The sequence below is a fragment of the Streptomyces vietnamensis genome (assembly GCF_000830005.1).
GTDB lineage: Bacteria > Actinomycetota > Actinomycetes > Streptomycetales > Streptomycetaceae > Streptomyces > Streptomyces vietnamensis.
In genome coordinates, this window is sequence record NZ_CP010407.1 from 986,407 (window position 1) to 1,007,092 (window position 20,686).

At 73.8% G+C, this 20,686-nt stretch carries 19 protein-coding genes; 13 read left to right on the top strand and 6 right to left on the bottom strand.

Annotation, left to right across the window (positions count from 1 at the left end; all coding sequences use genetic code 11):
- Positions 1-25 precede the first annotated feature (25 nt).
- A complete protein-coding gene (locus SVTN_RS04235) occupies positions 26-1,207 on the bottom strand; it encodes an MFS transporter (RefSeq protein WP_041133559.1) in 1,182 nt (393 codons plus the stop codon).
- Positions 1,208-1,262: 55 nt separating this feature from the next.
- On the opposite strand from SVTN_RS04235, the gene pdxR reads away from it, so the two are divergent.
- From pdxR to SVTN_RS04250, 3 genes are all read left to right on the top strand, one after another.
- Positions 1,263-2,675, top strand: a complete 1,413-nt coding sequence (gene pdxR / locus SVTN_RS04240; protein WP_041127851.1) for a MocR-like pyridoxine biosynthesis transcription factor PdxR — start codon at positions 1,263-1,265, stop codon at positions 2,673-2,675.
- Between the two features lie 266 nt (positions 2,676-2,941).
- Entirely contained in the window at positions 2,942-3,547 is a 606-nt protein-coding gene (locus SVTN_RS04245; protein ID WP_078908191.1) for an RNA polymerase sigma factor, read from the top strand.
- A complete protein-coding gene (locus SVTN_RS04250; RefSeq protein WP_342669651.1) occupies positions 3,538-3,939 on the top strand; it encodes a hypothetical protein in 402 nt (133 codons plus the stop codon). Before SVTN_RS04245 ends, SVTN_RS04250 begins: the two co-directional genes overlap by 10 nt.
- Positions 3,940-4,011: 72 nt before the next feature.
- On the opposite strand, the gene SVTN_RS04255 is transcribed toward SVTN_RS04250, so the two are convergent.
- Positions 4,012-4,791, bottom strand: a complete 780-nt coding sequence (locus SVTN_RS04255; protein ID WP_041127852.1) for a class I SAM-dependent methyltransferase — start codon at positions 4,789-4,791, stop codon at positions 4,012-4,014.
- 160 nt (positions 4,792-4,951) lie between these two features.
- Between SVTN_RS04255 and SVTN_RS04260 the strand changes: the two genes are divergently transcribed.
- Both SVTN_RS04260 and SVTN_RS04265 read left to right on the top strand, forming a co-directional pair.
- Positions 4,952-5,581 (top strand): TetR/AcrR family transcriptional regulator, encoded by a 630-nt coding sequence (locus SVTN_RS04260; protein WP_041127853.1) that lies wholly within the window; start codon positions 4,952-4,954, stop codon positions 5,579-5,581.
- Positions 5,578-6,159, top strand: a complete 582-nt coding sequence (locus tag SVTN_RS04265; RefSeq protein WP_041127854.1) for a DUF1707 SHOCT-like domain-containing protein — start codon at positions 5,578-5,580, stop codon at positions 6,157-6,159. Before SVTN_RS04260 ends, SVTN_RS04265 begins: the two co-directional genes overlap by 4 nt.
- Before the next feature lie 20 nt (positions 6,160-6,179).
- On the opposite strand, the gene SVTN_RS04270 is transcribed toward SVTN_RS04265, so the two are convergent.
- The 3 genes from SVTN_RS04270 to SVTN_RS04280 are packed head-to-tail and all read right to left on the bottom strand — an operon-like array spanning position 6,180 to position 9,979.
- Complete coding sequence (locus SVTN_RS04270; RefSeq protein ID WP_041127855.1) at positions 6,180-7,637, bottom strand: carboxylesterase/lipase family protein; 1,458 nt, start codon at positions 7,635-7,637, stop codon at positions 6,180-6,182.
- Positions 7,634-8,659, bottom strand: a complete 1,026-nt coding sequence (locus SVTN_RS04275; RefSeq protein ID WP_041127856.1) for an alpha/beta hydrolase — start codon at positions 8,657-8,659, stop codon at positions 7,634-7,636. The genes SVTN_RS04270 and SVTN_RS04275 overlap by 4 nt, the downstream gene beginning before the upstream one ends.
- Positions 8,660-8,674: 15 nt before the next feature.
- Positions 8,675-9,979 carry an esterase/lipase family protein gene (locus tag SVTN_RS04280; protein ID WP_245727438.1) on the bottom strand — a complete coding sequence of 435 codons (1,305 nt, stop codon included), beginning with the start codon at positions 9,977-9,979 and terminating at the stop codon, positions 8,675-8,677.
- Between the two features lie 343 nt (positions 9,980-10,322).
- Here SVTN_RS04280 and SVTN_RS46540 point away from each other — a divergent pair, with 343 nt between their 5' ends.
- Complete coding sequence (locus SVTN_RS46540) at positions 10,323-10,622, top strand: hypothetical protein (RefSeq protein WP_078908192.1); 300 nt, start codon at positions 10,323-10,325, stop codon at positions 10,620-10,622.
- Here the strand turns inward: SVTN_RS46540 and SVTN_RS46545 are convergent.
- The gene (locus SVTN_RS46545; protein ID WP_425429042.1) at positions 10,529-10,912 is read right to left on the bottom strand and encodes a DUF4232 domain-containing protein; all 384 of its coding nucleotides are present in this window, start codon (positions 10,910-10,912) and stop codon (positions 10,529-10,531) included. The two genes, SVTN_RS46540 and SVTN_RS46545, sit on opposite strands and share 94 nt — an antisense overlap.
- A 22-nt stretch (positions 10,913-10,934) precedes the next feature.
- Between SVTN_RS46545 and SVTN_RS46550 the strand changes: the two genes are divergently transcribed.
- The 7 genes from SVTN_RS46550 to SVTN_RS04320 all read left to right on the top strand — a co-directional run bounded on the left by SVTN_RS46550 (position 10,935) and on the right by SVTN_RS04320 (position 20,686).
- Positions 10,935-12,632, top strand: coding sequence for an HIT family protein (locus SVTN_RS46550; protein ID WP_425428944.1), 1,698 nt, complete (start codon positions 10,935-10,937; stop codon positions 12,630-12,632).
- Positions 12,633-12,738: 106 nt separating this feature from the next.
- Positions 12,739-15,633, top strand: a complete 2,895-nt coding sequence (locus SVTN_RS04295) for a LuxR family transcriptional regulator (RefSeq protein WP_281192296.1) — start codon at positions 12,739-12,741, stop codon at positions 15,631-15,633.
- Positions 15,634-15,921: 288 nt separating this feature from the next.
- A complete protein-coding gene (locus SVTN_RS04300; RefSeq protein ID WP_052498952.1) occupies positions 15,922-16,575 on the top strand; it encodes a hydrolase in 654 nt (217 codons plus the stop codon).
- Positions 16,576-16,738: 163 nt separating this feature from the next.
- A complete protein-coding gene (locus SVTN_RS04305) occupies positions 16,739-17,284 on the top strand; it encodes an SgcJ/EcaC family oxidoreductase (RefSeq protein WP_041127859.1) in 546 nt (181 codons plus the stop codon).
- Positions 17,285-17,340: 56 nt separating this feature from the next.
- Positions 17,341-18,531 (top strand): MFS transporter, encoded by a 1,191-nt coding sequence (locus tag SVTN_RS04310; RefSeq protein WP_041127860.1) that lies wholly within the window; start codon positions 17,341-17,343, stop codon positions 18,529-18,531.
- 101 nt (positions 18,532-18,632) lie between these two features.
- Positions 18,633-19,406, top strand: a complete 774-nt coding sequence (locus SVTN_RS04315; protein WP_041127861.1) for an alpha/beta fold hydrolase — start codon at positions 18,633-18,635, stop codon at positions 19,404-19,406.
- A 59-nt stretch (positions 19,407-19,465) separates the two neighbouring features.
- Positions 19,466-20,686, top strand: a complete 1,221-nt coding sequence (locus SVTN_RS04320) for a metallophosphoesterase (RefSeq protein WP_041127862.1) — start codon at positions 19,466-19,468, stop codon at positions 20,684-20,686.

Genomic DNA, 20,686 nt, shown 5'->3' on the forward strand with positions numbered 1-20,686 from the left:
GTGAGGGTGCGCCGGCCGGGGTGCGTCAGGCGCGGGAGCCCTCCGTCCGCCGGTCGCGCCAGGCCGGCACGAGAGCCGTGAGCATCAGTGCGGCGGTGAGGGCGAAGGCCGCCGGGTAGCCGGTCCGGCCCGCGAGGATCCCGAAGCCGACGGCCCCGACGCCCATGCCGGCGTCGAAGGCGAAGTTCCACAGGGCGCTGACGGTTCCGTATCCGGAGGCGGGGACCCGCGCGTACATCAGCGTCAGGGTGGCGTTCTGCGTGATGCCGAAGCCGACTCCGAACAGGGTCACACCGACGACGACGGCCACCGGACTGTGGGTCAGGGCGGTGAGCAGCGTCCCCGCGGCCGCGGCGACGAGGCCGGGCAGGAGGAGTACGGCGGGACCGTGCCGGTCGCCGTGCCGGCCGGCGACCCAGCGGGCTGCGGTCGATGCCGTGGACTGGGCGAACAGGGCCGCCGCGACGACGCCCGCGGAGGCCGAAGGGACGGCGAGGGGAAGGAAGGTGACGAGGATTCCGGCGGCGAGCGCGGTCGCCGCGAACACGAGGGTGGGCCGGGACAGCGCGGCCGTCCGGAGCCCGGCCGTCACCCCGATCGCCCGCTCCGAGGCCGGTTCGCGGTCCGGCAGGCCCGGCACCGAGACGACGGCGGCCAGCGCGGCCACGGCTCCGGCGGCGAAGACCGGCCCGTACCCCACGTGCGCCGCCAGCCACACCCCCAGCGGCAGCGCCACCAGGGACGGCACCCCGGACACGATGCCGACCAGGGCCAGCCCCTCCCCGCGGCGCTCGGCCGGGATGAGCGAGGCCGTCAGGGCTCCGCCCGCGACGACCGTGAACGCGAAGCCGAGGCCGCGCAGGACGCAGACCGCCGTGATCCAGACCGGGCTCCCGGACGCGGAGAGCGCGAACGCGGGCGCCCCGAGGAGGACGAGGCCCGCCACCAGCGCGAGGCGGTAGCCGAAGCGGGCGACGAACCGGGGGGTGGCCAGCTCGCCCCCGACGGTGGCCAGCATCAGCGCGCCGGTGGTGAGCCCGGCGGCGCTGCCGTGGCCGCCGCCGGCCTCCTCGGCGTAGAGGGGGACGACCGACAGGAGCAGATAGAAGCTCGTCGAGGCGCCGATGATCGAGACGAAACGCAGCAGCAGGGGCCGCGTCACCAGGGGCGGCCGCGAACCGGCGCCCTCCGCTTGTGAGTTGAGCATCTTGGTCACCCGACGACGCTATGGTCCCGGCTGGTCGTCGGTAAGATCCGATTCCATGCCTCTGGAGTGGTCCGGTCTGTCGCCCGAGCTGCTCCTCGTCGTCGACCGGGACAGCGGCGAGCCCCTGCGGTCCCAGCTGGAACTCGGGCTGCGGGACGCGATCCGGACCGGGCGGCTCGGGGTCGGCGAACGGCTGCCGTCCTCCCGTGAGTTCGCCCGCATGCTCGGGGTGTCGCGCGGGCTCGTGCAGGAGTGCTACGCCCAGCTCCAGGCCGAGGGATACCTCGTGACACGCGTCGGCTCCGCCACCCGGGTCGCCACCGGCGCGGGGGCACCGCCGGCGCCCGCGTCACCGCCCTCGGCGCCGCCCCGCCTCCTGGCCGACTTCACCTGGGGCGTCCCGGACCTGGGCTCCTTCCCGCTCGCCGACTGGCTGTGGGCCACCCGCGAGGCGGGCCGCGCCATGCCGACGTCGGCGCTCGGATACGGAGACCCGCGCGGCAGCGCGGAGTTGCGCGACGTACTCGCCGGATACCTGCGGCGCGTGCGCGCCGCCGCGGCGGATCCGGAACGGACCGTGATCTGCTCCGGCTATGCGCAGGGCCTCGGTCTCGCCCTGCGCGCGCTGGCCGGGACGGGCGTCCGCACGGTGGCGTACGAGGATCCGGGCTCACCGGCCACGGTCTCCTCCGCCGCGTCCTGGGCGGGCATGTCGGCGGTCCCCGTACCGGTCGACGAGCGCGGCGTCGACGTACGGGCGCTCGCCGCGACCGATGCCCGCGCCGTCGTCGTGACTCCCGCACACCAGTGGCCCACCGGCGTCGCCCTGGCGCCCGAGCGGCGGCTCGCGCTGATCGAGTGGGCCAGGAGCCGGGACGCGGTGATCATCGAGGACGACTACGACGCCGAATTCCGCTACGACCGGGTGCCGGTGGGCGCCCTGCAGGGACTCGCCGCCGACCGGGTGATCTCCCTGGGCACGGTGAGCAAGTCCCTCGCGCCGGCGCTGCGCATCGGCTGGATGCTCTGTCCCGCTGCGCTCACCGGGACGATCGTCGAGCAGAAGCAGCTGAGCGACCGCGGCTCGCCCACCCTCGACCAGCTCGCCCTCGCGCGACTGATCGAGTCCGGCCGCTTCGACCGGCACCTGCGCCGGATGCGGGCGACGTACGCGGCACGGCGCACGACCCTGGTGGCGGCGCTCGCCGAGCACGCCCCCGAGGTCGGGGTGACCGGTCTCGCGGCCGGCTTCCACGCGGTCGCCCACCTCGCCGGACCGGCCGACGAGCAGGCCCTCGTCGCCGCGGCCCGCGCCCGGTCGGTCGGCCTCTACGGCATGAGCGCCTGCCGCGCCTCGCGAGCGGCCGAGCCGGGGCCGGTGCGGCTGGTCCTGGGCTTCGGCAACGTCGGCGAGCGCGCCGTCGCGGCGGGCGTCGCGGCGGTCGGCGACCTGCTCAGGGGCCGTTAGTCCGTCCTTCGGCGGCCGGGCCCTCGGAGCGGTTCGAAAAAACTTCGCCGGGAGGCGAATCCTCTCGGGACCTCCCCGTCTCTTATGTGCGTACCGGTCGAACGGACCGGACGGAACCGGGAGGAAACAGCAATCATGGTCACTGCCCTCATCGTGGTCGGCGTGGTGCTCGTGGGTACGTGCAGCTGGCACCTGATGCGGCGCTTCAACAAGAGCCGGAGCTGACCGGCGCCTGCGCGCGGGGCGCCTTCGGATATGAGTAGCGCATGAACCAACGCTTCCCCTGGCCCGACGAGCGGCTCATCAAGGCCGCTCAGAACGGCGACGTCACGTCGCTCACCACCGTCGTCATGGAATCGCAGCCGCACGTGCGCAAGTTCGCCCTCTCGCTGTGCGCCTCGCCGCAGGACGCGGAGGACGCGGCACAGGAGGCGCTGATCATCCTCTACCGGAAGATCGGCACTTTGCGGGCCACCGGTGCGCTCGCCTCATGGATGTTCCGGATCGTGCGCAACGAGTGCCTCCGGCAGGTACGGCTGCTCGTCGCACGACGTGACGAGGCGTCGGCCGAACCGGAGGCATGTGCGGAACCGTCCGCCGAGGAGGCGGTGCTGTACCGGCTGGAGGTGGAGCGGATCGCGGCCGCGGTCAGCGCCCTTCCCCGTGACCAACGACAGGTCCTGATCATGCGTGACGTCCAGGGCCTGTCCGGCAGGACCGTCGCCCATGCGCTCGGTCTGAGCACCGCCGCGATGAAGTCGCGGCTGCACCGGGCACGGGCGGCACTGCGTCACGCGCTGGAAGCGACCGACCAGTCATCAGATCAAGCCGTCGACAGACCAGTCGAAGGAGACTCACGACCATGGCCATGACCATGACCACCCTGAACATCGCGAAGCCCCCCGAGGACGCGAAGGCCCCGGTCATCGCGCCCTCCGTGGGGTCCGCGCCCTCCGTGGCGTCCGCACCGTCCGCGGCATCCGCACCGCCCCCGGCGCCGAACTTCGCCAGCAAGTCCGTCCCGCGCCATCTGGCGCGCGGTGTCATCGGTTTCGGGCTGATCATCGGCTCGATCGCCCTGGTGCCCGTCGCCGGCCCGGCCGCCCTGCTCGCGGCCCCGCTGGCCCTGGTCGCCTTCCGCGGCTGCCCCACCTGCTGGATGGTAGGCCTGGCGCAGACCGTCTCCCGGGGCCGTCTGGAGCGCCGGTGCGTGGACGGCGTCTGCACCCTCACCAAGGCGCAGCCGGAGGCGAAAACCCACTGAACCTCCTGCCCCGGCCCGGCCTCCACCCTCCCGGGGACCGTGCCCGGGAGGGTGGTGTCGCCGGGTCGTGTCTCAGAGCCGGCGGACGCGCAGCACGCCGGTCCGCATCGGGAGGGTGAACTCGCCGTCGGCGGTCTCCGGCCTGCCCGCGAGGAACGCGCGGATCCGGCCGAGCAGGGCCTCCCGCTCCTGCTCCGGCAGGACCAGGACCCCCGCGCGCGTCGCGAGGGTCGAGACGAGCGACTCGGCGGTACGGCGCTGCCCGTGCGGGAACAGGTCCTGCTCCGGCGATCCGAACCGCGCGGCCCCGCCGGTCCCGGGGAGGTACATGTCCGCCGTCTCGGCGCGCCAGCTCGCGGGCGTGTCGCGCGGGCCGATCGCCGCGGTCCCGCTGACCTCCGCGAGCCCGGCGACCCACTCGACCCCGTCGTCCATGACGTTCCACAGCCCGGCGAGGACGCCGCCGGGCGCGAGGACCCGGGCGATCTCGGGCCCCGCGACGGCCATGTCGAACCAGTGCATGGCGTTGCCGGCCACCACGGCGTCGACGGACCCGTCCGGCAGGGGGATCGCCTCGGCGCTGCCCGGCAGGGCGCGGACGTCCGGGAGCGCGCGGCGCAGCTCGGCGAGCATCGCCGGGTCGGGCTCGACCGCGACGACCTCGGCGCCCCTCGCGACCAGGGTGGCGGTCAGCTTGCCGGTTCCGGCGCCGAGGTCGAGCACTCGCGGGCCGGGCGCGGATGCGAGCGCCCAGCTCACCGCCGCCCGCGCGTAGTCCGGACGGTGCTCGGCGTAGGCGACCGCTGCCGCGCCGAACGAGGAGGCGTGAAGTGAACGTTCGTTCTGATCCATGCGGGCGACGCTAGTGGCGCCTCCGGAGGTCGTCCACCCCACCTCCCCGCGCCCCGACGTCGGCCATCTGCGGGCGGCGCGCGGCGAGTTGACCGACACCCCAGCCTGTTGGCAGAGTGGACAACAAGATATTGTCCACTCTGCCAACAGGGAAGGGTCCATGCCTCCCACGCGACGCCGGCGCACCCCGGACCAAGCACGCGCCGAGATCCTGGACGCCGCCACCGAGCTCATCGCCCGGCACGGTCCCGACGGTGTGGGCCTGCGCCGGGTCGCGGAGGCGGTCGGGGTGACGCACGGGCTCGTCACCCACTACTTCGGGACCTACCGGGCGCTGGTGCGGGCCGTGCTCGAACGCGAGAACGAGCGCAAGCGGGAGCTCGTACGGGAACGCATGCGGGCCGACGACAGCGTGCCGTACGCGGCCGGCATGACCGAGGTGCTCTTCGAGATCCTCGCCGACGAGCGCTACGTCCGACTGTGGACGTGGTCCCAGCTCCACGGCTTGGACGACGGGGCCGCCCCGGACTCCCCCACGAACCTCTCCCGTCTGGTCGACGTGATCGAGGAGGGCGTCCGCTCGGTACTCCCCCCGCCCGAAGGCCCCGACCGGGCGCGGATCGAGCAGGTCGTCCTGCTCGCCATGTCCGGCGCGTACGGATACGCCCTCGGCCGGCGCTACTGGCTCGCCGACCTCGGGCACGACCCCGAGCGGCCCGAGCACGACGCCGCCTATCGCACCACCCTGTCCACCGTCCTCGCCGCCTATCTCGGAGGGTTGCCCCTATGACCCAGTACGACCTGGACATCCTCGCCTCGGACCGTGAGCGTTCCGAGGCCGAGGAGCGGCTGCGGGCCGCCGTCGAGAACGGCCGGCTGCCGCTGACCGATCTGTCGGCACGCCTCGACGAGGTGCACGCCTCCCGCACCCGCGGAGAGCTGGAGGAGGCCTGCCGCGGCCTGCCGCGCCCCGGCCCGCGCGACGCGCTCGTGGTGGACCGGCCGGCGACCTCGCGCGGCTTCGTCGCGGGCGTCTTCGGCGGTTTCGAGCGCAAGGGCCTCTGGATCGTGCCGCCCCGCATGACCGTCTGGTCGATGTGGGGCGGCGGCAAGCTCGACCTCTCCGAGGCGCGCTTCAGCAGTCAGGACACCGAGATCCGCGCCGTCGCCCTGTGGGGCGGCACCAAGATCGTCGTCCCGGAGGACATCGAGGTGGAGGTGCGTGGCTTCGGCCTCTTCGGCGTCTTCGGCAAGCGTGCCGCCCGGCGGATCGGCAAGCCGGGCGCACCGCGCGTCGTGATCAAGGGCCTGGCCCTCTTCGGCGCCGTCGTCACCCGCAGCGCCGTCGTCACCCGCGGCAAGGGGTAGCGCCCCCTCAGCACACGCCCTCAGCGCACGCCCTCCCAGAGGAGCCGTTGCTCCGCGCGGGGGTCGGCGACCGTCGTGGACGCGGGGGTGGTGAAGGTCATCGTCGTACGGGTCGTCCTGTCGTACGCCTCCCAGCCGGGGCTGCCCGTCCTCGCGAAGGAGACCCACGCCCGGTGCACGGCGTCCGCGAGGGCCCGGGGCGGGTGGTCGCCGAGCATCGGGGCGTACGAGGGGTCGTCGAGGCGGTCGAAGACGAAGGGCAGCTCCAGGGCGTGGCAGGCGCCGAGGTTCCCGTCGAACTGCGGGGAGCGCCAGGCGAATTCGTAGAGGTACGAGCCCGGGACGGACTCGGCCAGGCGGATGGCGGGGATCCGGTAGAACCAGTCGGTCGCCACCGCGCCGAGGAGTTCACCCGGCGTGGCGCCCGGGCGGGCGGCGGCCCGGTAGACGGGGAGGGCTTCGGCCGGGTCGAGGCCGTAGGCCGCCGTCATGGCGTGGAGCGAGGACTCGGGGAAGACGTGCAGGCGCTCCGTCGGCACCAGGAAGAGGCGGTACTCCTCGCGGTTGCTGCCGATCAGGAGGTCGACGCCGCAGTCCGGGCCGGGGAGGGCGAGCCCCTGGTGGACCGGCTCGAAGGGCATCATGTTGAGGACCGCCTCGCCCCATCGCGCCGGGTCCGGGTCGGCGCCCACCTCCGCCCGCAACTCGGCCTGGGCCGGGAGGAGTTCCTTCAGGGGGACGGCCTCGAAGGCCTCGGGCGTCGGCTCGATCCCGAGTTTCTCCGCCAGACGGGCGGTGATCAGTTCGGCCGACGAGGGGCGCAGGAAGTGGTGGCAGGCCCCGCTCTGCAGGATCGCCCGGTGGAAGAGGCCCCGGGCCGCGTCGGTGGTCAGGAGCGCGCCGATGCTCATCGCGCCCGCCGACTCGCCGAAGACGGTCACCCGGTCCGGATCGCCGCCGAAGGAGGCGATGTTGTCCCGGACCCAGGTCAGGGCGGCGATCTGGTCGAGCAGGCCCCGGTTGTCGGGGCGGCCCGGAAGGCGCAGGAAACCGTCCGCGCCCAGGCGGTAGTTGAGGGTGACGCAGACGACGCCGTCGCGGGCGAAGGCGCTTCCGTCGTACGCGGACGCCGAGCCCGAGCCGTTGGTGAACGCCCCTCCGTGCAGCCACACCATCACGGGGAGGCCGGCGCCCGGCTCCGGGGCCGGGGTCCAGACGTTGAGGTTCAGACAGTCGTCTCCCGGGATGTCGTGCTCCGGGATGAGGGCGTCGAAGGGCGGGGCGTAGGGGGCGTGCGGTGCCGTCGGCCCGTGGGCCGTGGCGTCGCGTACGCCCGTCCAGGGCTCGGGCGGGGCGGGCGCCCGGAAGCGTCGCGCGCCGAAGGGCGGGGCGGCGTACGGGACGCCGAGGAAGGAGGTCACGCCGTCGGGGGAGGTCCGGCCGCGGACCTCCCCCTGCCGGGTACGGCACACGGTCATGCCGACAGGACCTCCAGGAGCGCCTTGCCGAACTCCTCGGGGCGTTCGAGGTGGACGGCGTGCCCGACGTCGGCCACGGCGACCTCCCGCACGCTCCCGCCGGCGGCCGCGTAGCGGTCCAGGACGTGGCGCGTCTGCGCGAGCATCGGCTGTGCCGGGGTGCCCTCCCAGCCGGGAACCGCACCGATCGCGCCCAGGTGCGCCAGGTCGAACATCGAGGTGTCCGAGACGATGATGTCGTCCTCGCCGCGTATCCAGAGCACCGGCGGCTTGGGCTCGATCACGTGCAGGTCGTCGACGCGGAAGTGGGTCGGGGCCATGCAGTTGAGCACGCCCCGGGTGCCGGGCGCGATGCCGGGCCAGGCGGTGGACGGCGTGCTGTCGCCCGGGTAGTGGTCGTCGCCGAGGCGCGTGGCGAGCATGGCCTCGACGTACGCGTCCTCGTGCTCGGTGCGGAACGGCGGCTTGACGTAGCAGGACGTCAGGACGGAGCGCGGCGAGGCCGGGGAGCCGGCGCCGCGGTCGCCCTCGCCGAGCAGCCGGACGAAGTCCGGGTTGACCGTCCCGCCGCCCGATCCGGCCCCGTCCGGGAAGTTGAGGGTGCCGTCGACTCCGTGCGTACCGCCGAAGCCGTACGGGGAGACCGGGCTGACCAGGGTGAGGGAGCGCACGGCGGCCGGGTGGTCGCGCAGGTACTGCATGACCACGCCGCCGCCCATGGACCAGCCGACCAGGTGGGCCCGGTCGATGCCGAGGGCCGCGAGCAGCTCGGCGAGGTCGTCGGCGTAGTCCCGCAGGCCGCGCGTGGCGTCGACGGGCAGCGGGTCGGTGCCGCCGAAGCCGCGCAGGTCGACGGCGATCGGGCGGTAGGGGGCGGGCAGCGCGGCGAGGGTGGTGTGCCAGAACGCGGAGGAGGAGACGTTGCCGTGGACGAACACGACGGGCTCGCCGTCGGCCCTGGCCTCGGTGATCTGCTGGGTCAGTCTGCCGGTGGCGACACGGCGGGTGTGAAGCGTGGTCATGTTCTTTCCGGTCCTTCAGGAGAGCCAGGTGGCGACCTGGGCGGCGGCTGCGCTGTTCCAGCCCAGTTCGAGGTGGTTGGCGGTCGCGATGGTGGCCTTGCCGCCGACGGTGGGGATTCCGGTGGTGTCGAGCGCGCTGGAGATGAAGACGACGCCGTCGCTGGGTCCGCGGTTCTCGTTGAAGATGCCGACGATGTCGGCGGATCCGCCGGCGAGGAGGTAGGTGGTGACGGAGGCGGGCACTCCGGCGCTGTGCAGCGGGGCGATGAGCGATCCGGCGTCGATGGCGGCCTGGATGCCGCTGCCGGCGGTGTAGAAGCCCTGGCCGCCGTAGTAGGTCGTGTACCAGTCCTGGGCGGCGCCGTCGACTCCGTACACCCCGTCCCAGCGGGCGAGCATCTGGCGCTGACCGGGGTAGTTGTCCTGGCCGCCGGAGGGGGTCATGGAGAACTCGGGGTGGGCGGTGTACAGGCCGTAGCAGGTCATGTGGGAGTGCGGGGAGGGCGCGTTGATCTTGCCTCCGCACTCCGGCCAGATGGAGAAGTCGTGGGCCCAGCCGTGGGCGTACGGGTAGTCGTAGCCGCCGTTCGGGCCGCCGAGGGTGATCAGCCGTCGTACGTCTCCGGCGTACGCCCGTCCCCAGCTCGGCTTCAGGGACGACACGTACGCGCGGGTCGACATCTCGCCCTTGCTCCAGCCGACCAGATCGACCTTGTCGACGCCCAGCTTCGCCTTGACGAGGGCGATCGCGTCGCCGACGACCTGCGCCTGCATCAGGTTGTCGCCCTGCTTGTGCGCGAAGCCGACGGCGAAGACGCGGTGGCCGCGTCCGGAGAGGTACTGCATGAGCCCGGTGGACGGACAGGAGGCGGCGCCGCAGCCGTAGCCGCCCGATTCGCCGGGGTTGGCCCAGGCGCGGTCGGCGGTGTCGTTCGCGCCGTGCACGAGGAGGACGGGCGTGGTGCGGCTGCCGGTGTTCCAGCCGGGGGCCGAGTAGAGCAGGAACCGGCCCGAGGAGGGCCGGGAGACGCCGCCGAAGTACGTGACGCGCTTGCCGTCCTGGTCGCCGCGGCCGTCCGCCGGGTAGCCCTCGGTGCGGAACCCGGTGGTCGTGTCGAGATAGCGCTCGACGCGCTCCCAGCCGTTGGTGACGGTCCCGGCTCCGTAGCTCGCCTCCAGGGTGAGGTACGAGGGGGCCGTCGCCGTCCCGCTCGCGGCGGCGGGCGACACCACCACGGCCGCCGCGACGACCCCCACCACCGCCATGACCCGGGCGGCGCGCAGCCGCCACCGCCGCCCCGGGCTCCGTCTGTCGCTCACGTTCGGCCTCCCCCGCTCGTGCGCCTTCGGCGCGTCCACCCGATGCCCGTCCCGGCACTGGATCCGCACACGGTAGGCGGACGCGCCCACCCGGGGCATAGGGGCGGGCCACACAAAGGAAGCCGTGCGCATGGTGCAGGGGGATGCATAAGCCGGGGCGAGCGGACTCGATGGCACCCTCGTCACCCGGCCCCGGTCCCGCCTGCGCCGCCCCCCTGCTTCGCACGCTGCTCGTCTCGTCACGGCGAACGCCGGGGCCACTGCCTGCGAGTGATCTCTACCGCAGGCGGCCCACGGCCCGCCCACGCACCCGGAACGGCGTCACCGGACCGGGATCGGCTGGATGCGGGTACCGCCCGAGGTCCTGGCTCGCCGGTTCTTCAGATGGGCGATCCCGTGCTCGGCCCTGGAAGCCGGCATCGGCAAGGACCTCGACCACGGTCTGCCGGGCCCCGGGCGCCTCGGTCGCCTCGCGGCTCATCACAAGGACGAGCAGGAGGCGCAGGAACTCCTCGCTCCCCGTCGCCGACCCGGTGGTCGCGGGTGCGGTCAGCCCGGTTGGACCGGTCCGATGGTCAGCGAGTGCACGGTCGGGCCCGCGCAGTGCTCGGTCTTCCACGGGACGAAGAGCGCTGCCGTCTGATCGGGCGGGTAGATCCGCAGGCCCTCGGCGGGAGAGAGCTTGCACCGCGCCGGGTCGTAGCCGCTGATGCCGTTGGCATCGCGCAGTTGGGCTTTGGCCCGTCCGCCGGGTGGAAGGGTGACGGTGGTGATCGTCCCCGGTTGGCGCACGGCGGCGTTGCCGGACTGCACGCCGTTCTGGGCCACGTAGGAGACGCCCGGGTAACCGGTCATCGTGCACGTGGCGGTGGATCTGTTGGTGAACACCAGGGTCGCGTAGATCGAACCCGCGGCGGGTTCGGGCCTGGTCAGGGCTGCCGAGAGCCGGCCGGTCGTGCACTCCCGGGACGGGCGGCCCGGCCCGGTCGACCGGGTGCTCCCGGTCGGCGACGGCGTGGCCGACGGGGAGCCGGCACCGCTGGAGGGTGCGGGCGTGGCCGACGGGGAACCGGCGGTGCCCGAAGGCGCGGGCGTGGCCGACGGGGAACCGGCGGTGCCGGAAGGTGCGGGCGTGGCCGACGGAGAGCCCGCGGTGCCGGAGGGCGCGGTCGCCGACGTGGACGGGGTCGGTGCCGGAGAGGGAGAGGACGAACAGGCCGTCATCGCCGACGATGCGATGGCAAGGACGGCGACCGGAAGCGCAGCCCTGCGCTTCCACGACCTCGGCCGCGGCGACTCCGGGGCGGCCGCGCTCCACCCCCTGCGGGCCGTCCACGACGGCTTCCCGCATCGTCCCCGCCCACGCGGGTCCGCTTCGCTCTTCCTGCCGGGCAGGCTTGAACTGGGCACGACCATGTCTCCACCGTACGCCCGCCCTCGTACTCAGCACCACGGTCCGGTCTCACCCGGGCGGCGTGCGCGTACGCGTCCGCACAGTCCGGCCGGAGTTGCCACCGGCCCGGAGCGGCCGTCCGACACACCACTCCTGGAACGTACGTGCGTCAACCCAAGCACCTTGGATTCATCCCTTCCTCCCCTGTACGAGAACCGGCGCGGCTCCACCCCGGAGCCGCTGACGTCCACGTCCGACGAGGCCGTGACCGTAGTCAGGCCGGCCGCCGACCTGGGCGTGACCAAGGCGGCCGACCCCACCACCGTGACCGTCGGACAGACCGTCACCCACCGTCTGACCGTCCACAACGCCGGTCCCAGTCCCGCGACCGGTGTCACGGCCACCGTCACCGCCGTCGAAAAGGACCCCGGCCCGGCCGACAGCACCGACTCCGCCACCGTCTGCGTCGAACCCGCACCGGCCTGCCGCGCCCCGTGCGTACCCCGTAGCCGACCCGACGCGGAAGGAGCGGGGCCGGGTCCCCATCAGGTGCCGGAGCCGTTGGAGTCGGCTCCGGCCGCCGGAGCAACCGTGAGCACACCGACGGCCGCCGCTCGAACTAGTCTTCGCACCATGGCTTTGCGACCTGATGAGTTCTACGACCACGCGCTCGCGGCTTCGGACGCCGAGCGCCGGCTTCCGCTGGCGCGGATGACCGGCTGGGACATCAGCCCGTTCGAGGAGGACGGACTGCGGGTCTCGCCCTTGCGGCCTCCCGTCCTGCCCGAGCCGGCGCGGCACGGCGAGGATCCGTCCGATTGCGATTCCTGCCGCCGGCGCGGTGAGGGGATCTGGTTCAACGACAACTGGCGGCTGACGCGGATCACGGGCGTCGGGGTGCCGCTGGTGCTCATGCTGCATCCGCTCGACCACCATGACATGGCCGACCTGCCCGACGAGCTGGCGGCCGAGCTGGGCGTACTGACCACGCACATCGTCCGTCACGTGCAGGCTCTGGAGCACATCTCGCGCGCTCACGTGTACCGGATCGGGGACGGCGGGGCGCACCTGCACATCTGGTTCTTCGCCCGACCGGCGGGGCAGGCCCAGCTGTACGGTTCGTGGTTGCCGGTGTGGGACGACCTGTTGCCGGAGTATCCGGCGGACGTCGCGGAGGCGGACGCGGCGCTCGTCGCGGACGCGCTGGTCGCCTCCGCGGGAGGGCGCCGTCGGGCCGACGCGGAGGCGTCCGGCGGCTGATCCCCGCGGCCGGCCTCCTCCCGCATGGTGTTTTCCTTCCGCCCCGTTGATCATGGGCCGACAGGCATCGGCCGGCGCACCGGCCCTGCGCGAGGGGGGAACGCACATGGTGGGCACGCCGGGCCGTGACCGGGAACCGGCTCCGCTGGTGGGACGCCGGCACGCTCTTCAAATCGTGTCGGCGGCCGTCGGCGCGGCCGCGGCGGGAGCGGGCCAGTGTCTCGTGGTGTCCGGTGAGGCGGGCATAGGTACGTCGCGCCTGCTCGCCGAAGCGGCGCGGGAGGCCGCCGCGCGGGGCGTGGCCGTCGCCGAGGGGAGGGCCACCGAACTCGACCGGCTCTCCCCTCTGATCACCCTGGTGACCGCCCTCGGCAGCGGCACCGCGCCGGTGCTCGACGAGCCCGACCGGGCCGAGCTCGCGGCGCGGTCGGCCGTCCCGTACCGGCAGACGGCCCTGCTGAGCGAGCGGATCGCCGCTTACGCCCGTTCCCGGCCGCTGCTGATCGTCCTGGACGACGTGCAATGGGCCGATGAGGTCACGGCCCTGATGGTCCGTTCCCTGGTCCCCGCGCTCTCCGACGCCCGGGTGCTGTGGCTGCTCGGGGGGCGGCCCCTGCCAGAAGCGTCCGTGATGCGCGCCGCGGTCGAGGGACTGGTGGAGGACGGCGCCCGGTCCCTGGCTGTCGGTCCGCTGTCCGACGAGGCCGTGGAGGAGCTGGCGACGCACACGCTCGGTGCCCGCCCCGGCAAGGGGCTGCGGGACTGGGTGGCGGGCGCGGCCGGGAACCCGTTCCTCCTGCAGGAGCTGCTGTGGGCGCTGCGCGAGCAGGGGCGGGTGCTGGTCGAGGACGGCGTCGCCCGCGTCACGCCCGGTGCGCTGCCCGACGGATTCCGGGCCCGGGTGGCCCGCCGGTGGCGGCACCTGTCCCCCGCCGCCAGGCAGTTGACCGAGGCGGGGGCCGTCCTGGGCCGGCCGTTCACGGTGCACGAGGCCGCGGGGGTGATGGGCGTGCCGGTACGGGAGATGACCGCGGCCACCGAGGAGGCCGTCGCGCAGGGGCAGCTCGTCGCGGAGGGCCCGCTGCTCAGGTTCCGGCACGACCTGTTCCGGCAGGCCGTGTACGACAACCTCACGACGCCCGTGAAGCACGCGCTGCACCGCGAGGCGGGTTCGGTGCTGGCCGCCGAGGGCAGACCGGCGGCCGAGTCGGCGACGCACGTCGCCTTCGGGGCCCGGCGGGGGGACGCGCAGGCGCTGCGGGTCCTGCGGGACGCGGCCGACGGCATCGTGGGCGCCGCGCCGGGGACCGCCGCCGATCTGCTGATCCGGCTGGTCGAGCTCGGCGACCCCGGTGACCCGGACCGTCCCGACCACGTCTGCAAGGCGCTGGCCGCCCTGTCGTTCAGCGGGCGCATGGACGAGGCGATGGAACTGGGCGAGGCCGAGCTCGCGGCGGCGCCGGATCCGACCGCCCTGGCCACGGTACGGCACGGTGTCGCGGCGGCCCTGAAGTTCGCCGGCCGGACTCCCGAGGTCCTCACGCTGGTGGACCTCGCCCTGGCCGACGAGGGTGTCCCCCCGGTCAATCAGGCGCAGTTGTGGTCGTTGCGCGCCCACACCCTCGTCGACGGCGGCCTCGCGGCGGGCGAGGACCCGGGCTGCGCGGCCGCCGACGCGGCCGGGGACGAAGCGGTCCGGCTGGGCGAAGCCGCAGGGGTGCCGGCCGCCGTGACGTCGGGGTACACCGCCCGCTCGCGGGCCGCTCTCGCGGCCGGGCGGGTCGAGGAGGCCGTGGTCCTCGCCGAGCGGGCGACCGCCGTCGCCGAGCACAGCGGCGGTGAGGCGCGCTGGCACGCGCCCCGGAGATGGCTCGGCGAGGCCCTCGCCGTCTCCGAGCGTTTCGCCGAGGCCGAGGCCGCGTTCGACCTGGGCCAGCGGGAGGCCGAACAGCTCGGCGTGCCCTGGGCCGTACCCCGGCTTCGTGGTCACCGCTCGCGGCTGTGGCTGGCCGCGGGACGGCTCGCACAGGCCACCGCCGAGGCCGAGGCGACGCTGAACAGCGCCCTCGCCCTGGGCACTCCTCCCACGGCCCAGGCGACCCGCGCGCTGCTGGCGCGCCTGGCGATCTGGCGCGACGACCTCGCCTCAGCCCGAGCCCTGCTCACCACCGCGCGGAAGTTCGCGGAGGGCGGGGTGCGGGTCGCCGTCGACGAACTGCTGCTTGCGGACGTGCTGTTGCGCGACGCGCAGGCCGCCGGCGATCAGGAGGCCGCCGACCCCGGCGACGGGCTGTGGGCGATCCTGCCCCACTGGATCCGCCCCCTGTGCTACGAGCCCGGGCTCGGGCCGGAGCTGGTGCGGATCGCGTTGCGGGCGGGGCTGCCCGAGCAGGCCGAGCGCGCGGCGGAGGCGTCCCGGCTGCTCGCCGTCCGCAGCCCGCGGCTGGCGTCGGCCCAGGCCGCCGCCGTGCACGTCGACGCACTGTTGTCGGGCGGCCCCGGCGGGCTGCGGCGGGCGGTGGGACTGTGGCGTTCGGCCCCGCGCCCCCTGGCCCTGGCCGCGGCCCTGGAAGACGCGGCGAAGGTCACCGCGGACCGTGACGAGGCCCTGGCACTGTGGGAAGAGGCCTTCACCCTCTACGGCACCGCGGGCGCCCGGCGCGGCGCGGCGCGGGCACGACAGGAACTGCGCGTCCTGGGCGTACGCCGCAGGATGCCGCGGTCGGCGGACCGGCAGGCGGAAGGCTGGGGCGCGATCACACCGTCGGAGATGCGGGTGGTACGGCTCGTGGCCGACGGACTCACCAACCGCCAGGTCGCCAACCGGCTGTTCCTGTCCCGCCACACCGTGGACGCCCACCTGCGCAACGTCTTCGCCAAACTGGGCGTCTCGAGCCGGGTCGAGCTCGCGCGCCTGACGGCCGTGCACCTGGCCGAGACGGGCGCGCCGGGCACGCCGGGCGCGGACGTCACCGAGGGGACTTCCGTCGGCGGGTCCTGACCGGGCCGGCGGATCACGCCGTGGCCGGGCCGCCGGGGCCCGGCCGACCCCAGGCCCGATGTCTCGTCCATCCCGCCGCTGAACGACCCCCCTCACCGATGAGGTCCGTCCGGCGGTCACCCGGTCCGCCGAACGCGGTCTCACCAGGACCCCCGCGGGCGGCCTTAGGGATCACGTGACCCCGCCGTCGCGATCACGTGATCACGTCGTCACCGTGCGGGTCGCCTCATCGGAAGCTCTTTCCTGTCGCCGCACCAACCAATCCTCCCGGCACGGAAAGAGACACCGATGACCTCGCACGCGTACAAGACCCTGCTCAGCCCGCACGAGAGCGTGCTGGTCCTGATCGACCACCAGCCTCGGATGATGGCCGGCGGCACCCCCGGTGAACGCGAGGCGCTGTGCAACAACGTGGCAGGGCTGGCCAGGACGGCGAACGCCTTCGGCGTCCCGACCGTTCTCACCGGCATCGCCCCGGAGGAGTTCGGAGGGACGCTCCTCACCGAGCTCACCGACGTCTTCCCGCACCGACGGATCATCTGCCGCACCCTCATCAACGCCTGGGCCGACAAGCGGGTGCGGGACGCGGTGCTGGCCACCGGCCGCCGGCAGATCATCATCGCCGGCCTGTGGTCCGAGGTCGGCGTCGTCCTGCCCGCGCTGTCCGCGCTGGAGGAGGGGCGTGAGGTGTACGTCGTCGCCGACGCCTCCGGCGGCACCAGCGCACAGGCCCACCAGCTGGGCCTCCAGCGCATCACGCAGGCCGGTGGCGTCCCGCTCACCTGGCTCCAGCTGCTCGGCGAGTTCCAGCGCGACTGGGCCGGTGCGGAGACGCACGCCGCCGTCGAGGCGATCCTGCACGCCCACGCGGGCACGTGGGGCCGCAGCGTCCGCATCGGCCACGACGGCACCGTCCGCGGCACGGGGCAGGCGGCGTCGTGACCGGGCCACTCACGGCCGAGAGGTGTCGTGCCGGTCGGGCGGAGCTGTCACGACGCGGTCCCCGGCGGCCTTCGAGCCCCTCCGCCGCCCCGGCACCCGTACGACCGCCGTGCACCGGCCGGTTTCGACCACCAGAACCGAGACACCCATGAGGAGACCACTGATGAAGCCACGACTCGCCGGCGTGGACATGCCCCCGGAGGACGTGGACGCCATCGTGGCGTTGGTCGCCGAGGTCGAGCACGCCCAGCAGAACGCGCTGCCGGAGGCGTTCGTCGAGCTGTTCCGGCCCGATGCCCTGTGGTCGCTCCCGTACGGGACGCCCGTGACCGGCCTCGAGGAGATCGGCGCGTTCTGCCGCCGGGTGCTGCCCGCCACGGCCGATCAGCCGCTGACCTCCACGTACGAGACCGAGTACATCCACTTCCTGCGCCCCGATGTGGCCGCCGTCAAGATCAGGCAGCGGCCGGTGACCCGCGACGGGGAACTTCTCGACGACCTGCTCCGCCGACCCGACACCCCGGGCACGAGGAGCGGATGCCGGGGCTCCAGCGCGAACGTGCGCCGCTGGGCCTCCCTCGTGGCCACGCTCCCCCCTGCCGCGCCCGACACCTCCCTGTACGTCCTGACGAAGTCCGCCGGGCGCTGGCGCATCTCCGTCGCCCAGGACACCACCGCCATCGAGCCCGACGGCCTCGCCGCCGCCTGAACCTCCCCTTCCCGTCCGGCTCTTCCGGCCGGACCCCTACCCGCCTGGAGTACCCCATGAGTGTCACCACCTCCCTCCCTCCCCTGTCGAAGGGCGGGGACCGTGTCCCTCTCAGGAGCCGGCTCGCCGTCGTGGCCATGGCCGTCGGCACCTTCGCCCTCGTCACCGTCGAGTCCCTGCCCGTCGGACTCCTCGCCCCGATCGGCAAGGACCTCGACGTCTCACAGGGGACGGCAGGGCTGATGGTGACCGTCCCCGGCCTTGTCGCCTCCGTCACCGCACCGTTGCTTCCCGTCGCGATACGACGCGCCGACCGCCGGGCCGTCCTGCTCGGCCTGATCGTCCTGATGGTGGCGGCGAACGCGCTCTCGGCCCTGGCACCCGACTTCGCGGTCCTGCTGGCATCGCGGTTCCTGATCGGCATCAGCATCGGCGGGTTCTGGGCGCTGGCGGCGGGACTCGCCGTCCGCCTGGTTCCGGAGCGTCATGTTCCCCGTGCCGTGTCGATCGTCTTCGGCGGGGCGACCGCCGCCAACGTCCTGGGCGTCCCGGCCGGAACGCTGATCGGCGCGCTCGCGCACTGGCGCGTCGCCTTCGCCGCCGTGGGCGCACTCGGCGTCCTCGTCCTCGCCGCGCTGCTCCGGCTCCTGCCGTCCCTGCCCCCGGAGCGGCCGGTGCGGCTGCGCACGCTGCCGGAACAGTTCCGCGACCCCGTCGTGCGCGCCGGCATCGTCGCCACCTTCCTCCTGGTGAGCGGGCACTACGCCGCCTTCACCTACGTCAGCCCGATCCTCAGGGACATCTCCGGGTTCGACGCGGGCATGACCGGCCCGCTCCTGCTCGGCTTCGGCGTGGCCGGCATCGTCGGCAACTTCCTCGCCGGCGCGGCGGCGCAGCGAAACGTCCGGGCCACCGTCATCACCATCGCCGCCGTACTCGCCCTGGTCCTGGCGGTGTTCCCTCTCGCGGGCCGCACCCCGGTCGGCGGCGCGATCCTGCTGACCCTGTGGGGACTGGCCTTCGGCGGAGTCCCCGTCGGCGTGCAGACCTGGATCCTCACGTCGGCTCCGACATCGGCCGAGGCCGCAACGGCGCTGAACACCGCGATGTTCAACCTGGCCATCGCCCTCGGGGCGCTGGCCGGCGGAGTCGTGGCCGACCACCTGGCCCTCAGCGGTGTCCTCGCCCTCGGGGCCGCCCTCACCTCGGTCACCTCTCTGGCCGTCAGGAGCGCGCGCCGGGCGTGACCACCGTCGGCCACCGTCGGCCACCGTCGGCCACCGACGCAACACCCCGTCCCCTTTCCTGGTCATGCCCGTTCCCCTTCCCCGGTCACGAAAGACCCTCCATGTCACACAAGTTCACCGTCGACGCCCCCGATACGCGTCTTCGTGGCGTCGACACCCCCGGCGCGGGGCCGCCGCTGCTGTTCCTCAACGGAGGCTTCGCCACCCGGCACAGCTGGCGGCACGTCCTCGCCCGTCTCGGCGGGACCCACCGGACCGTCACCTTCGACGCCCGGGCACGCGGACGCTCAGGTACATCCGCGGACTGTTCCCTGCGGGCGCAGATCGACGACGTCGACCGCGTGATCGAAGCGACGGGGCTCGACCGGCCGATCCTGGTCGGCTGGTCCCACGGAGCGACCCTCGCCGTGTGCTGCGCCGTCGAATACCCCCACCTGATCGCAGGGCTCGTACTCGTCGACGGCGCCTACCCCCTCGCCCTGCTGGACGAGGCAGGAAGCCGGCGCGTACGTGCGCGGTTCCGCCGTCCCGGACCGCTCGCACGTGTCCTGGCCCTCCTCGGACGCTCGACCCGGATGACCCCGCTGCAGGCCGCCGACGTCGTCATCGGAACGGACGAGGTCAACGGCCTGCTGGAGGCCGACCTCGCGGCCCTGCCGTGTCCGACGACGTTCGTCGTCGGACACGGTGAACTCCCCGGTGCCACCGGCCGGCAGGACCACGCCATCCGCGCCGCCGTCGCGAAGGCCGCCGCCCGCAACGACCACGTGACCGTCTTCGGCACCACGAACAATGAACACACGCGAGTCCTGACCCGCGACGCCCGGCTCGTCGCGGCCGCGATCGAGGACGTCACGAGACGATCGGGCCGCTGACGACACCCGGGTCCGCTGCTCGTACGATCCGTCCGCCGGACAGAACCTCTGGAGGACGTATGGCTGACACCAGTAACACCCGATCTGCCGCCGGGGAGGCGCCCGGGGCGTCACGGAGCGGGTTGCAGCGCCTGATGCGGTACATCCCCTTGATCGCGCCCCTCCTTCTGTGGTCCGTGCCCTGCTGGATCCTCCTGTACGCGGGACAGCACTGGCCTCTGCCCGTCGCGGTGGGCGGCACCGCGCTGTTCGCCCTCGGCCTTGTCGCCATGCCGCTCGCGATGGTGCGCGGCCACGGGCGGCGTCAGCAGGACTGGGCCGCGATCGTGGGCGACACGTTGCTGGGCGGCGCTTGGGTGCTGTTCACCTGGTCGGTGCTGTTCGGCGTTCTGTTGCGGCTCGCGCTGACCGCGGCCGGTGTCGGTGACGGCCACGACCGCGCGCGTATCGTCACCTGGGCGGTCCTCGGCCTGACCGCCGTACTGCTCGGATGGGGGTACTTCGAGGCCCGGCGCGTGCCGCGCGTGCGCCGGCTCGAGGTGCGGCTCCCGCGTCTGGGGTCGGGGCTGGACGGCACCCGAGTCGTCCTGATCACCGACACCCACTACGGTCCGCTCGACCGCGCCCGCTGGTCGGCCCGGGTCTGCGAGACGGTGAACGCTCTGGAGGCGGACCTGGTGTGCCACACCGGCGACATCGCGGACGGCACGGCCGAACGCCGCCGTGCCCAGGCCGCTCCTCTGGGCACCGTGCGGGCGACGCGGGCCCGTGTCTACGTCACCGGCAACCACGAGTACTACAGCGAGGCCCAGGGCTGGGTCGACCTGATGGACGAGCTGGGCTGGGAGCCGCTGCGCAACCGCCACCTCCTGCTCGAGCGTGGGGGTGACACCCTCGTGGTCGCGGGCGTGGACGACGTCACCGCCGAGTCCTCCGGACTGGCGGGGCACCGCGCCCACCTCGCCGGAGCCCTCCAGGGCGCCGATCCCGACCTGCCCGTCCTCCTCCTCGCGCACCAGCCCAAGTTCATCGACCGGGCTGCGGCCCACGGCATCGACCTCCAGCTCTCCGGCCACACCCACGGCGGCCAGATCTGGCCCTTCCACCACTTGGTCCGCCTCGACCAGCCCTCCGTCGCCGGCCTCAGCCACCACGGCGCTCGCACCCTGCTCTACACCAGCCGCGGCACAGGCTTCTGGGGCCCGCCCTTCCGCGTCTTCGCCCCCAGCGAGATCACGCTGCTCGTGCTCCGCTCCCCGCAGCAGCCCACCTCGCCCTGA

Bases quoted from the DNA above. Each gene is read 5' to 3' on its own strand.
- SVTN_RS04245 (WP_078908191.1), top strand. From the start codon at position 2,942: ATGAACCAACGCTTCCCCTGGCCCGACGAGCGGCTCATCAAGGCCGCT.
- pdxR (WP_041127851.1), top strand. From the start codon at position 1,263: ATGCCTCTGGAGTGGTCCGGTCTGTCGCCCGAGCTGCTCCTCGTCGTC.
- SVTN_RS04265 (WP_041127854.1), top strand. From the start codon at position 5,578: ATGACCCAGTACGACCTGGACATCCTCGCCTCGGACCGTGAGCGTTCC.
- SVTN_RS04250 (WP_342669651.1), top strand. From the start codon at position 3,538: ATGGCCATGACCATGACCACCCTGAACATCGCGAAGCCCCCCGAGGAC.
- SVTN_RS04315 (WP_041127861.1), top strand. From the start codon at position 18,633: ATGTCACACAAGTTCACCGTCGACGCCCCCGATACGCGTCTTCGTGGC.
- SVTN_RS46540 (WP_078908192.1), top strand. From the start codon at position 10,323: ATGCGGGTACCGCCCGAGGTCCTGGCTCGCCGGTTCTTCAGATGGGCG.
- SVTN_RS04305 (WP_041127859.1), top strand. From the start codon at position 16,739: ATGAAGCCACGACTCGCCGGCGTGGACATGCCCCCGGAGGACGTGGAC.
- SVTN_RS04235 (WP_041133559.1), bottom strand. From the start codon at position 1,207: ATGCTCAACTCACAAGCGGAGGGCGCCGGTTCGCGGCCGCCCCTGGTG.
- SVTN_RS04300 (WP_052498952.1), top strand. From the start codon at position 15,922: ATGACCTCGCACGCGTACAAGACCCTGCTCAGCCCGCACGAGAGCGTG.
- SVTN_RS04320 (WP_041127862.1), top strand. From the start codon at position 19,466: ATGGCTGACACCAGTAACACCCGATCTGCCGCCGGGGAGGCGCCCGGG.
- SVTN_RS04275 (WP_041127856.1), bottom strand. From the start codon at position 8,659: ATGACCACGCTTCACACCCGCCGTGTCGCCACCGGCAGACTGACCCAG.
- SVTN_RS04270 (WP_041127855.1), bottom strand. From the start codon at position 7,637: ATGACCGTGTGCCGTACCCGGCAGGGGGAGGTCCGCGGCCGGACCTCC.
- SVTN_RS04295 (WP_281192296.1), top strand. From the start codon at position 12,739: ATGGTGGGCACGCCGGGCCGTGACCGGGAACCGGCTCCGCTGGTGGGA.
- SVTN_RS04260 (WP_041127853.1), top strand. From the start codon at position 4,952: ATGCCTCCCACGCGACGCCGGCGCACCCCGGACCAAGCACGCGCCGAG.
- SVTN_RS04255 (WP_041127852.1), bottom strand. From the start codon at position 4,791: ATGGATCAGAACGAACGTTCACTTCACGCCTCCTCGTTCGGCGCGGCA.
- SVTN_RS04310 (WP_041127860.1), top strand. From the start codon at position 17,341: ATGAGTGTCACCACCTCCCTCCCTCCCCTGTCGAAGGGCGGGGACCGT.